We start from the raw sequence: 12,555 nt of genomic DNA on the forward strand, positions 1-12,555 counted from the left end.
CACACGAATCCCCGGACCCATTAGAGGGCAAACAGTGAACCCCCTGCTATAGCTGGGTAATGAGGCAGGGCCAGGGACCGTGTGCTGAAGAGGATCTTGATCGTTGTGAGCGCTTGGCTGTTGGCTTTTGGACTTAGGCGTTTGGCTGTTGGCGTTTGGCCTTAGGCGTTTGGCTCTTGGCTTTTGGCGTTAGGCGCTTAGCGTTTAGCGTTCAGCGTTCAGCCCTCAGCGTTCAGCCCTCAGCGCCTAAATCAAACAGGTTTTTTGGGTTTTAAGGGAAATAGGATATCGTAGCAGGTGATCAGGGGACGGTATTCGGTGGGCCGGCTTACGGCATGTTGGTGGAGGGCCACCGGGTGTGGGTGAGCTCCTCCCCTCGCTCCCGAACCACCGGACTGCCCCTTAAGCCGGGAGACCGATGAATGCGGCGCTACCGGGATTCTGATCAATGGCCCATGTGCCCGCTGTGCGGTGTGGCCTCCTCCTATCCGAGGGATGTAGCAGCTGAGCCCTGGGCTGAGCTGTGTGAGTGGGCGATATGTCGGCACTTTCCAATGCATAATAAAGCTACTGGTTCCTATCGTTCGATTTAGAGTCTTTTCCTAGGTGCTTATAAATGATTTCTATTTGACGGATTAAGTCTTTATCACTAGGATTTATTTCAATTTTGTTTAACACAAATAGTAGAGCTGACTTAAAATCCTTTTCTTTTTCGGAGCAACAAGTATCTACATTCATAGCGATATTCCTTTATTAGGAACAATAATACCTAATATAGGAATAAATACATAGCGGTATTCCATTTTTTTAAATGATTGTTCATATTTACGGAATAATTAGTCCTAATACAGTATTTATGACAAGACTCGGCGAATTCTTAGCAAAGAGATCAATCAATAGAGCAGAAGTGTCACGGAAGACAGGAATAAATACCACAAGACTGAGCGATTTATCTAATACGTCAAGTGCTAAGTTGAGAGCAGATGAATTGTATTTGATAGCACTTGCCATTGATTCTGACCCATGTGTATTGCTTAATTATGTATGTGGGGAAATACAATTGAAGGAGTAATTCCAAGCAAACTTTACCATTCTTTACTAGTATTTACTCAAAACTGGCCACGAAACTCAATAAGACCCGATGGGAGCTGGAAGCGCTTTTTGCAGACCTGCAGCTGCATTAGTGACTGTCCTGAGAATGGGTGCTTGGTGGAAGACCACTCTAAGATGCAAAGATTCCGGTATTTGGCCATCGCTGCCCTTGTCCAAAACCGGAAGGACGAAGCTGGAAAGGAACGTCATTCCGGTTTTTGAGGCACGAAGAAGACCGGAATCTTCCCCTGTCTAATGGTTCGACGGAGATCATCGTGACAGGTTCAAATGGGAGATTTGGGGTCAGTCAGGTGTCCACCGGACATGTTTACTTCTCGCTCTCCTCCTGCACGATTGATTACCAATCAACTGTCTATTACCTATTGGCAGCTCTTAATGTAATTGAGTTTGGCTTACTTAAATACGCATTATAATACTTCGATTTCTTAAGCATATAGCATCTTCCATTAATCACAAACCCATCAAGCTTATGCTCTAAGGTGTATTTAGAAAGGTCAACAATATTGTTTATGAATCCCCTGCCATTAAAATTTAATGATGTATTGCATAAAATCCCATAACCCGTTTGCTTTTTGAACTCGACTAATAGTTGATACAATTGAAAATTGCTGTCAATTGTGACCGTTTGAATTCGTGCTGTTCCATTCACATGAGTAACAGCTTTCAACTTATCAGTTGAAACTATCTTAGTATACAGCATGTATGGACTTGCATGATTACAGTTAAACCATTTTACTGCTTCCTCTTCTAAGCAAACTGGTGCAATTGGTCGATATTGTTCTCGCTGCTTAATCTCATTTAGTCGAACTCTTGTACTCTCGTCAAAAGGTGAAGCTAGAATAGAACGATTCCCTAATGCCCTAGGACCAATTTCATATTTTCCATTAACCCATCCAATGATAAGTTTGCTGGCTAGCATTTCTGAAATCATTGGAAAGGTTGTTTCATACTCATCAAATAGGGACTTGTCATATGAGTTATAAGTTTCGAATTCAAGACCGGAATAGACACTCCAATTTATCTTAGGATCGCCTGTAAAATGAAATTGAGCGTCAATAGCAGTGCCGATTGCAGAGCCCGAATCATTGGCAACTGGTGGCACAAATACTTCAGAAAATAGATTAGACTCTCTCCATTTGGTGTTCCAATCACAATTTAGTCCACATCCTCCCACAATCAGTAGTGGCATATCTCTTTGCATTTTCGTTTTGGCGTAGTTATAAAAACGACCAAAAATTCTATCACTAACTATACCAGCAAAGTTTCTAAACTCTGTGTCATCAACCCCTACGTTATAATAACTGTAATCTCTCAAAGTCTCACAATCTTTCGGTTTGAGGTGATGACAATCTTGTAATAGAAAATCGATGATCTTATTCTCTTCATCTGTAGGTGTTTTTCTTTTCGAAAATGAGGCCAAGGCCATTAATTTTCCAGCGTCTGAAAAGCGAGAGAATTCTGCTGCCTTTTTATCAAAACTTGGATCAGCAATTCCATAGAGTAAGGCATACCTATGACCTGGTTCCGGCATTACATCTGCAAGCTTAATTATATTCAGCTTAGCATCAATATGGTAGAATGAGCCAATTACTCCCTCCCAAAGTAATGCATAACAAGGAGTTCCCTTTGGTAGATTTGACATACCAAAGGCACAGAGGAGATGGGAACGTTCATGGGAAGATGAGAAGTAGTTAATTGTTTTCCTGAAAAAGCGTTGCTTACCTAGTATGATATCGGCACTGCTGATTCCGTGATAACCTGCATGAAAACTTTGTTCATGCATCTCAGTTTCTGCAGGCCACCATCCACCTCTACAAAGGATGTCTGGGATGTCTTTTAGCTCACCAAGTATGCTGAAAGCGTCAGGAATTGATACTGGTGAATAGCGATAACGAGAGTTCTTTTCACTCTCAATAGATGCAATCAAATGTCCGTCTTCAAGATAAGCTAAGGAACCATCGTGTCCAGGATTGAATGATAAAATTTTCATTTTATTAACTGTCTTGAATTCAAGATATTAGGTTTAGACTTCAATGATTGATCTCTGGATTCACTTGAAGTAGAAATAATTGGGCAAGCCTTTACTGAGAGATTTCTAAGTATTGTTTCACTAGGGAGTAATCCATTTTTAATTTTTCCTGCAAGTTGTGAGGAACGAGTAACCCAACTATTGAAATGAAACGTCATGGGGAGATCTGGGATAGGTGTCGGATTCCAAATAAATCGTTCATGTACTACCTTACCATCTACCAACCACCTAACCTTAAATGGGCTCCATTCGATCTTAAAACAGTGACTCTTTTGAGATGCGTCAAAGCCTAGGTCAACATAGGTTGGAGTACCTCGATACCCATAATCATAATTTGCGCCATCCCCGCCTGGATTATAAAAAACATTAACCAAGAGACAATTCGGACGATTTCCTGTTATCTCAATATCTATTTCTTGTCGAGGTGAGTTCCTGTGAAGGAATATACCGGTTACAACTCCAGGAACATTCGATGCTTGAAGAGTCGCTTCAAAACTTCCATATAAATATTGAATTTGACTACTTATGGATCCTGCAGTGTAATCTCGAACTCCCGTGGATTCTCTTTTTATAGAAATAACAGCCCCAATTCCTGCCTTGAATTTGACATTTGACTGACGAAACAATGCTAAGTTATCTGTGAAAGTGTCATTTCTCAGAGCCCAAAAATTCGAGTTAAGAAATTCTAAGTTATCATTAATTTCATGGAGTACCTCCCCATTCCTATGACTTGCGATTGAGCTGTCGGCTTTAATACCTTTCCAATTATTGCGAGAATCAACAATCCAAGGAGAATTATCATGCTTTGGGCTTTTGAGTTGTTGATTTGACTCAATGATTTCATCAAGAATTGGCCTTTGGCCAATATCTCTTATTTGAGGATAGGAACACGCAGGTGGTGCACACCTTAGATGTTCACAAATAGCTTTCCACTTATTTAAGTCTTCTGAGCGCAAAGTTATTAAGTCAGCACCCTTGAGATCAGCCTTAATGTCACATTCAGAAGTTAGAATATACTTCGCCATAGGGTACAACATTCGAAGTTTACTGATTTTTGAGTCCAAAGACCCTATGTTAACATAAGCATTGAACACCTTATCCCCTCGTCCTCCTAGAAGTCGGTTCATTTCATAAACTGGTAAATCTTTTAAGTCACTGCAACACCTGTATCCTAACATAGATAAAGCCATGGCTAGTGATGAATGTCCCGTTCCTTCAGGACCAAAGGCAAAGACTGGATACTCGTTTGGTCGGATTTGGAATAAAGACGCACCCTCACTATTAATTGCTCCTATTCTAGTAAGGCTAGGAAGTATGGAGTATGAGTTCGTAGATTTAGTATCTCGCCGTTGACTAATTAATGGAAGCTTAGATGCAAGAACGTCCAGTTTTTCAAATTGATGATTTATCCATAAATCTATAGGGCCTTGACATGGAAGTAATTGCAGAAGTTTCTGCACTCCCTTTTGGGATAGGACATATCCAGATAAATTCCAAAGCCCACGTACAGGTCTAAATAAATTCCTTGATAGAATTGTTTTAGGAGCTCCATGTTTTACTTCTTGATATGATAAATAAAGGAGATCAAATTTGCTCTTTAATTCTTTGTCCGATACAATTTCTTCCCACACATTATCAAAATCATTTGAAAAAGATGAATGGAACCAAACATCATCTTCAAGTATTAGAATAAACCCTTTATCACTAGCAGCAAAATTTCTCCAGACATCAATATGAGAGCGGGCAACTGCATACTCAGCTCGACTCATTCGAATTGGATTATCCAGTTCGATATTTGATGGCAAAGTCAAAGGCTGAGGCTCCACAAAAAGCTGATCACCAAGCGTATAAAAAGGATCAATTTCTTTGTCTTTACTGGGCTCATGAATGAGTTCCTTAGCGTCAAATGCGATATGACGTTCAGTAAGATTCAGCATTTCTGCCCCTGATGAGTCTAATACCCGTCTTAGCTCTTTCTTCATCTTTGACCATCTCTCAGTTTCGCGATTTAGATTAATGACAGATATTTTATCGATTCTTGGAATTCCAGTCATGTCTTGAGTCCCAAATGCTTGACATTTCTGTCTAGGCCAAAAGAAACGAAGCAATAGCCAAAACCTAAAAGACCAACTAATTATTAATGAATGTGGCTGTGATAAATTCATTACGACTCGTTATGCTGCGTGGCTTGGTAGGTTTGTTGATTCGAAAGTCTCCAGTTCCTACTATCATTGCGATAACTGAGTTGCCATTTACTTGTAGATATTTCTTCCCAATCATTTAAAGAGAGAAATAATTTTTCAGGATAGCTTTCATTAGCGAGCATTTCAAATATTGATGTAGTAAGAATTCCGGGTCCAGTGGTAGCCTGAACCTCGGGCAACTCATCTTTTGCTTCAATTGCCAATGTAGCGTTTAGCAATGTTCTCTCTACAATCGGGTGATTCTTAGCTGCGATCAGAGGTGTAGTGTTAAAGTAGAAAATCCAACTCCATTTGTTTGCACCCAAATTGGTAAAAACTGATGCAGGAACCATTTTAGATGTTTCTATATCATAACAAAATGGCTGAAGTTTCAACCTTCCATCTTTAAAGAGATGATCAATTTCATTTCCATGATAAACATCATCAGCGTCAATGTAAAAACCGCCTTTTACAAAAATGTAGCTATAACGAAAGTAGTCTGATTTCATAGAAGGGTGATAGCATTTAACAAAAGCCTTCTCAAACCTCGAACCCAGGTGCGTCTTAATAAATTCTTTAGCAGATTCTTCATTGAAAACTTGAAGGTCGAATCCAGACTGTTCAAGTTTCCTCCATGATTCCATACACTCTTCAACATCCTTAGGTAAATGTTCCAAATCGTCCCAGAACTGAACAATCTGTTTTGGGGGAGGGGCTAAATCTGATGCAGAAAGTTGGTTTACTTCTTTGCTATTTTGTACTAATCGTTGGACAAAATTGGAGCGTAAGCGTTCGTTTTTGGTTAGAGGATCTCTCTTTTTGATCTCTTCTATATTTAATTTCATTCACTAAATATTAGGTGATGCTTTTCTAGGATAATTATATTTCAAGATAACGTTAAGAACATTGTTTTCCTAAAAACAATACGGATTCAACAAGCCCTATAAAACACCCCACCCTTCCTCCAGAACCCACTCCCATCAACGAACCCAAAAAAGACGGCCATCTTTTTTCAGAAGATGGTGGTGAGTCATTAAGATCAGCTTTCCGTCTCTTCCGGAGATACTCACATGCTCAATGTTCCTGCTGGTCACATCTTCTGCCCTTTCACCGCATACAGGTGTAGGCCACGTTCCAGAAAAAGCTCGACTAATTAAAAATACTTCTTGTAACGATGCAATAGAAGCGATGAAAAAAATGAACAGGTTTTGAGTACCTCATAATAGTGATTTTAGTCACTTAAGATGCCATTAATATAGTTAGGCTCACTATTCATCAATTATTTCCACTTTCTTAATTTCTGAGTATATCCATCTGGATACTCCTCCATGGTGAGAGCATGCACCACGACCTGTAGCAGAGCTTCTTGTACCATCCTTACAAACTGCTCCGATCCGTCCTCCAGTAGTGGTGTATACTTTTGCCTTCCCTTTTTTTACATATTGCTGATACACATATCCCGTCTGCTGACCATAGGAGACTTTGAGCCAGTTAGTGGTTATAGTGTCCAAAACTGCCAGATTATCATATTGAGCCAGTTTGTATACTACTTTGGAGCTAGTATTGGCTTGTTCTCGTAGGTTGAGGGAATTAGCACTGACGTATGCTGAGTTTTGAGCAGCTGATGCCAAAGCACCGAAAAAGAATAAAGTGTAGATGATGTTCTTCATAAGGCGGTGAAGTTTTGTGTTTACATAGTAGTCTCAAATTAGGTTTTTCCGTTGTGAGCTGCAATAGGTTTTATGGATGAATAAGAGGCGTTGATCGAAATATTATCTAACTAAACGGTTGAGTGCTTTTTTATCTTGGAATAGTTATATCAGAGAAAAGGGAATGGCATTGAAAATAAGGCTCATTGACCGTTAAATAGGTTTATTTTCTGAAGTTCGACTAAATCGAGTGTTTTTGATCTTTATATTGTCTATTTTTATTAAGTATTAAACCTTATATAAATGATGACTATTCAAGCAATTAAACCCGGTCCAAAAAGAACTGCCAAATCAACTGGAGAACCTGATAAGCGTCAAAGAGACAATAAGGATACTCCGGGTAACACTCCTACACTGAAGCCACACAAGCATAAGAAGGGTGATTGACTTATGGAAAATCCAAGCTTTACCAAGGCTTATAAAATCACTATTTGGTATCAGGATGGCACTAAGCAAAGTGGCTACAGGTTCTTGCCTGAAGGAAAAGTCACGGCAATGAAGGCTCTGCGGCCAATCATGGAGTCGCAAGAAGATTTTTATGATGTGACAGGGTATAAAATTGAGGATGAGAAAGAGCTTGGCTACCAGTTTCCAACAGAAGCGGTGAAGGATATTTTTGTGGATGGGGTTCCGAGATAACTCTATTTGGATCGGATAGACATGTTTTCATAAATGTAGCTACCTCTTGCCATTATATTTTGATTCGGTATAAACCCTAATAATTGGGGTCTATCCTTTATTGAAATATAAGCGAATATATCAATTTAGTATTAGATTATTCAAAGGAGTGCAATGATTTGATAATCCTCAGTTCCGTAGCTGGCAGAGAGTAAATAAGGAGTTACATCCATTTTCATTCACCCATTTCTGAAACCCAGCCTTTTTGTTGCCCGTTTCATCGGCATTGACCAACTGCTTTCAAATGAACACACCCACCAACACACCCGGACCGGCCCTGCTCCTCATCGACATACAGTCGGCCTTTGACGACCTGGCCTACTGGGGCGGAGAACGAAACAACCCCGAAGCTGAGCAGCGCGCTTCCGAGCTCCTGCAGCTATGGAGAGCCCGCCGGCTCCCTGTTTTTCACATTAAACACTGCTCCACCACACCCGGATCACCCCTGCATCCTTCGCATCCGGGCAATGCCATCCATCCCCTGGTGGCCCCTCTGGAGGGAGAGCCGGTGATCGAAAAGAATGTCAACAGCGCCTTCATTGGCACCGACCTCCAGCAACGACTGGAAAGTGCCCACATCACGAAACTGGTCATTGCGGGACTCACCACAGACCACTGTGTATCCACCACCACCCGAATGGCCGGAAACCTGGGGTTTGACACCACGCTGGTAGACGATGCCACGGCTACTTTTTGCAAGCACGGGAAAGACGGACAGCTCTTTAGTGCCCAGCTGATACACGACACGGCCATCGCCAGTTTGAACGGGGAGTTTGCCCACATCGCCACCACTGCAGAGGTACTGGAGCAATGGAAGGATCACGAAGTGGTAACCCCATGACCCCATGATGTTCGCCAGCCAATTTCCGGACCAGTCGACCATCTCCAGGTTGCGAAACCAGCCCTCGCCAGATGGCCAGCACCTGACATGGCCCGATGTGCTGGTGCAATCGCGCTACCGCACCTACGAAAAATCAGTCCCTGAAAGCTCATTTGCCCTGTTCGCACTGAAATCACCGGGAGAAGCCACCTTCAGGGTTGGCGGGAAGCATCTGCGCATCTGCCAGCAGACGCTCTGCCTCATCAATCCCTATGAGGCGTTCGAATACCGCATCGAAGCGAATGAAGCCGTAGAAGTGCAAAACCTTCACCTGAGCCTCAGCACCTACCGTCAGCTCATGCATGCCATGGGCACCAGCCCCGACCGACTACTGAACCATCCTGCCGAAAGTGAAGCGCCTGCGGAGTGGCCACACCATCTGTATTATATGGATCCTGCCATGAAGGGGCTATTGGATCAATACCATTCTCTGAATTCCGAAGATTTTCTCACAGGCATCGGCACGCTGCTTCAAAGACTTTCCGCACAAAACCAACAGGTGACCAAACGCATCCCTTCACAGAAAAGGGCCACCCAAAAAGAGCTGGCGAAAAGAGTGGCCATGGGACGGGACCTGATCTTTAGTGCGTATAACGATCCCGACCTCACGCTGGACCGCATCTGCGCGGAAGTCTTCATGTCCAAGTTTCATTTCATTCGGGTATTCAAGCAGGCGTATGGACTCACCCCGCATCAGCTCATTCGCCATATCAGGATACTCAAGGCTCAGGAATACCTGAAAACCGGCCAGATGACCCTGGAGCATATTGCCTACAAGGTGGGCCTGCAGGAGCCCAATTCCCTCTACCCGCTCTTGCGCACCGCTGAGGCAAATTAGCAATTTTGAATAGGCTCGCTGCCTGCCGCTGCTCCTAGCTTTGATTTCAAAAAAAAGTCTATGGAACTACAACTTATCCGAAATGCTACCCTGAAAATCAATTACGCGGGCAGCACTTTTCTCATCGATCCTTATTTTGCCGAAGCAGGCACACAGCCCTCTTTTGCAGGAAAGGCCAAAAACCCCACCGTACCACTGCCCATGAGTACTGAGGAGATCCTGAAGGGGGTGGACTATGTCCTCATCTCCCACCTGCATCCCGATCACTTTGATGAAGCGGCTCAGGCGATCATTCCCAAAGACCTGCCCATCTACTGCCAACCGGAAGACTCAGAGACCATCCGGGCAGCAGATTTTCAGGCCGTGCATCCGATAGAGGATCAGGTGGACATAGGGGGAATCAGGCTTTCAAAAACCCAGGGCCAGCATGGTACCGGCAGCATTCTCCCCCTGATGGGTGAGGTTTCGGGGTTTGTGTTGAGCCACAAAAATGAAAAAACCATCTACTGGTGCGGGGATACCATCTGGTATGAAGGTGTGAAGGAAAATATTGATTGGTACCAGCCAGAGGTCATTGTCTGTCATGCGGGTGCCAATAAGTTCTTCCAGGCGCACAATGTGTTCGGACCGGCATTCACCGGGGATAGTGAGGTGCTCATCATGGATGCTGCTCAGGTTTCCGATCTCTGCCACCATGCACCCGAAAGCCAGGTGGTCGTCACCCATGTGGGGGCGCTGGATCACGAAACGGTCACCAGAGCAGAGCTCAGGGCGGCATTGAAAAAAAATGTCGGCTCGGGGCAACTATTTATCCCCGAAGATGGTCAGAGTTTGGTATTCGATCAACATTAAAAAATAAACCAACCATGATTAAAAACAAGCTGGAACAACTGGGGCTGGAGTTACCGAGCTCCTCCGTTCCGGGGGGAAATTATACCTCATTTCACATCAGAGGCAGCATTGCCTATGTGGCCATTCAGTTTCCGATACGGAGCGGTGAGTACCTGTATCAGGGCAGATTGGGACAGGACCTGGACACCGAAGACGGGTATCAGGCCATGCAGCTGTGTGCACTCAATGTGCTGGCGCAAATCAATCAATACACCACTGTGAATCAAATAGAAGGGCTCAATCACATCGATGCCTACTATCAAAGTACCGAAAGCTGGGATGAAGCGCCCCTCATCGTCAATGGCGCCTCGGACCTGTTCGTCAATGTGCTGGGTGATAAGGGCATTCATACCCGCTCGATCGTTGGTGTACATACCCTTCCCAGAGGGTTCAGCGTCGGGTTGTCTGCTTCGCTTACCCTTCGCAAGCCAGGAAGAGGCTGGGTTTGGCTTTAATCCTTCTGGCGAAGGTGCTTGAGATCCTCCGGGGTATCCAGGTCTACTTCTCCTTTTTCCAGGTGCTGTAGGATCACCTGGTCGGCATGTGCCGCCATGACCTTTCTGGCCCCGGCCTCATCGCCGATGGACATCAGCTCCCCAAAGTGTGCCTGAGGAAAAATGGCCGGTACACCCTGTATGCCCTTGTATTCAGAGGCCACGATGGAATGCCTGCTGTGTGCAAACTGATCCAACAGTCCGTCGATATGGGCTGTGGTCAAAAATGGCTGATCACAGACCGCTATCAATACCCCATCCAGCGCAGGCTGCGCTTCCAGGAGCCGGAGCATTCCAAACTTCAGGGAGTAGCCCATCCCCTTTTCCCAGTCTTCATTGATGCAAGTATCGGTAGCCATGTGCTCGATGACCGCCAAGTGCTCATGAGCCCGTGCGCCCAAGACCGTCATGGTATGGTTCAGATGCGAATGGAGAAGGGTTTTCAGGGTACGTCTGAGCAGGGGCTGGTGGTCAAACTCCACCAGCTGCTTTGACTGTCCTAAGCGGGAGGAAGCCCCTGCGGCCAGCAATAACCCACCAACGATCGGCTTATCCAATTTGCTGTTGGTCATCCTCTGAGTGGAGATACACCTGCTTGAAGACCTGATCGTCTACGCCCTGTCGTTTGTGGATCGGTCCTTTATGATACTTAAGAAATCCACCAGACCGTCCGGCAAACTTGGCCAGGACCTCAGATAATATAGAGAGGGCAATTTCATCGGCCGTTTCGGCACCAATGTCGAGTCCTATCGGGCTGTGAATTCTTTGGAGGTCTTGCTCAGTGAGGTTGATGTTGGCAGCCTCCAGGGCTGCAAAGAGTTTATCCGCACGCTTTTTTGGGCCCAGTATCCCAATGTAAGGCGCTTCAGACTTGACGATCTGCTTGAGTACTTCCAGGTCATAGTCATAGTTGTGCGACATCAGCACAATGGCCGTGTATGGACTCACCGTAATCTCCCGATTCACAAAGCCACGCTGACAGGAAACCAGCTGGTCGGCCATGGGAAAATGTACCGGTGCCAGGTGGGCAATGCATTCGTCACTGATGGTCACCCTCCAGCCGAGACTCTTGGCTAAATTGACCACTGGCTGGGCATCTGCACCAGCACCAAATATAAGCACCTCGATGGATGGCTCTACCACCTCGAAGAGCACCTCCAGCGTGCCTCCGTCCACCGGATAAGACCTGGTGGCTGATTTTCTGGAGGTAAGAATCGTTGGCAGATCCTCTCCTATGATGTCTGTGAGAGCGGCTGAGCAATAGTCAGCGTTCAGGCCCTCGTCATTCAAGAGCAACAGTCTTTCACCGGGGATAATATGATGATCATCAGAATGATAAACCAGCGCAGCTACACCCAGGCTGCTGAGGGTCAGTAACCCCCGAAGGTGATCCAGCGAATGCGACTCACCCGGGGCTGCTACTGGCTCCAGCAGCACATCCACCACGCCATTGCAGCCCAGCCCTATTCGCAATTCATTGTGGTCATCATCCATGGTATCATAAGTCACCAGCATAGGCTGCTGGCTCCGCATCACCTGCCGGGCCTTGCGCATGGCGTCACCTTCCAGGCAGCCACCACTGATACTTCCCACCCATTGGCCATTGTCCATGATGAGCATTCTCGCACCCGGATTGCGATAGGAAGATCCTGCCACCCGCACTACGGTGGCCAAAACCACTTTCCGAGCAGAAAAATCAATCTTTTCGTAGGCCTCGATGATGTGTTTAACCTCTTTCAT

The 12,555-nt window shown here is 44.9% G+C and carries 14 protein-coding genes; 7 read left to right on the top strand and 7 right to left on the bottom strand.

Features of this window, described 5'->3' with window-relative positions; translation table 11 throughout:
• Positions 1–251 precede the first annotated feature (251 nt).
• A complete protein-coding gene (locus tag ACHKAR_RS08605; protein ID WP_395417055.1) occupies positions 252–560 on the bottom strand; it encodes a hypothetical protein in 309 nt (102 codons plus the stop codon).
• 296 nt (positions 561–856) lie between these two features.
• Here ACHKAR_RS08605 and ACHKAR_RS08610 point away from each other — a divergent pair, with 296 nt between their 5' ends.
• A complete protein-coding gene (locus ACHKAR_RS08610; protein ID WP_395417056.1) occupies positions 857–1,072 on the top strand; it encodes a helix-turn-helix domain-containing protein in 216 nt (71 codons plus the stop codon).
• Between the two features lie 396 nt (positions 1,073–1,468).
• Here the strand turns inward: ACHKAR_RS08610 and ACHKAR_RS08615 are convergent, their stop codons facing one another.
• From ACHKAR_RS08615 to ACHKAR_RS08630, 4 genes are all read right to left on the bottom strand, one after another.
• Positions 1,469–3,103: a carbamoyltransferase C-terminal domain-containing protein gene (locus ACHKAR_RS08615; RefSeq protein ID WP_395417057.1), complete on the bottom strand. Its 1,635-nt coding sequence runs from the start codon at positions 3,101–3,103 to the stop codon at positions 1,469–1,471.
• The gene (locus ACHKAR_RS08620; protein WP_395417058.1) at positions 3,100–5,307 is read right to left on the bottom strand and encodes a family 16 glycosylhydrolase; all 2,208 of its coding nucleotides are present in this window, start codon (positions 5,305–5,307) and stop codon (positions 3,100–3,102) included. The genes ACHKAR_RS08615 and ACHKAR_RS08620 overlap by 4 nt, the downstream gene beginning before the upstream one ends.
• Positions 5,307–6,170 (bottom strand): glycosyltransferase family 32 protein, encoded by an 864-nt coding sequence (locus tag ACHKAR_RS08625; protein WP_395417059.1) that lies wholly within the window; start codon positions 6,168–6,170, stop codon positions 5,307–5,309. The genes ACHKAR_RS08620 and ACHKAR_RS08625 overlap by 1 nt, the downstream gene beginning before the upstream one ends.
• Positions 6,171–6,593: 423 nt before the next feature.
• Positions 6,594–6,995, bottom strand: a complete 402-nt coding sequence (locus ACHKAR_RS08630) for an SH3 domain-containing protein (RefSeq protein WP_395417060.1) — start codon at positions 6,993–6,995, stop codon at positions 6,594–6,596.
• 282 nt (positions 6,996–7,277) lie between these two features.
• On the opposite strand from ACHKAR_RS08630, the gene ACHKAR_RS08635 reads away from it, so the two are divergent.
• The 6 genes from ACHKAR_RS08635 (at position 7,278) to ACHKAR_RS08660 (ending at position 10,776) form a co-directional block, all read left to right on the top strand.
• Entirely contained in the window at positions 7,278–7,421 is a 144-nt protein-coding gene (locus ACHKAR_RS08635; protein WP_395417061.1) for a hypothetical protein, read from the top strand.
• Between the two features lie 3 nt (positions 7,422–7,424).
• Entirely contained in the window at positions 7,425–7,673 is a 249-nt protein-coding gene (locus ACHKAR_RS08640; RefSeq protein ID WP_395417062.1) for a hypothetical protein, read from the top strand.
• Between the two features lie 283 nt (positions 7,674–7,956).
• Positions 7,957–8,553 (top strand): cysteine hydrolase family protein, encoded by a 597-nt coding sequence (locus ACHKAR_RS08645; RefSeq protein WP_395417063.1) that lies wholly within the window; start codon positions 7,957–7,959, stop codon positions 8,551–8,553.
• A 4-nt stretch (positions 8,554–8,557) separates the two neighbouring features.
• Positions 8,558–9,430 carry a helix-turn-helix transcriptional regulator gene (locus tag ACHKAR_RS08650; protein ID WP_395417064.1) on the top strand — a complete coding sequence of 291 codons (873 nt, stop codon included), beginning with the start codon at positions 8,558–8,560 and terminating at the stop codon, positions 9,428–9,430.
• A 60-nt stretch (positions 9,431–9,490) separates the two neighbouring features.
• Positions 9,491–10,282 carry an MBL fold metallo-hydrolase gene (locus ACHKAR_RS08655; protein ID WP_395417065.1) on the top strand — a complete coding sequence of 264 codons (792 nt, stop codon included), beginning with the start codon at positions 9,491–9,493 and terminating at the stop codon, positions 10,280–10,282.
• A gap of 14 nt (positions 10,283–10,296) precedes the next feature.
• The gene (locus ACHKAR_RS08660; RefSeq protein ID WP_395417066.1) at positions 10,297–10,776 is read left to right on the top strand and encodes a RidA family protein; all 480 of its coding nucleotides are present in this window, start codon (positions 10,297–10,299) and stop codon (positions 10,774–10,776) included.
• Here ACHKAR_RS08660 and ACHKAR_RS08665 read toward each other — a convergent pair.
• Positions 10,773–11,387 (bottom strand): nucleotidyltransferase family protein, encoded by a 615-nt coding sequence (locus ACHKAR_RS08665; protein ID WP_395417067.1) that lies wholly within the window; start codon positions 11,385–11,387, stop codon positions 10,773–10,775. The two genes, ACHKAR_RS08660 and ACHKAR_RS08665, sit on opposite strands and share 4 nt — an antisense overlap.
• Positions 11,365–12,555, bottom strand: a complete 1,191-nt coding sequence (locus ACHKAR_RS08670) for an XdhC family protein (protein WP_395417068.1) — start codon at positions 12,553–12,555, stop codon at positions 11,365–11,367. The genes ACHKAR_RS08665 and ACHKAR_RS08670 overlap by 23 nt, the downstream gene beginning before the upstream one ends.

It is taken from the genome of Marinoscillum luteum, assembly GCF_044005705.1.
GTDB lineage: Bacteria > Bacteroidota > Bacteroidia > Cytophagales > Cyclobacteriaceae > Marinoscillum > Marinoscillum luteum.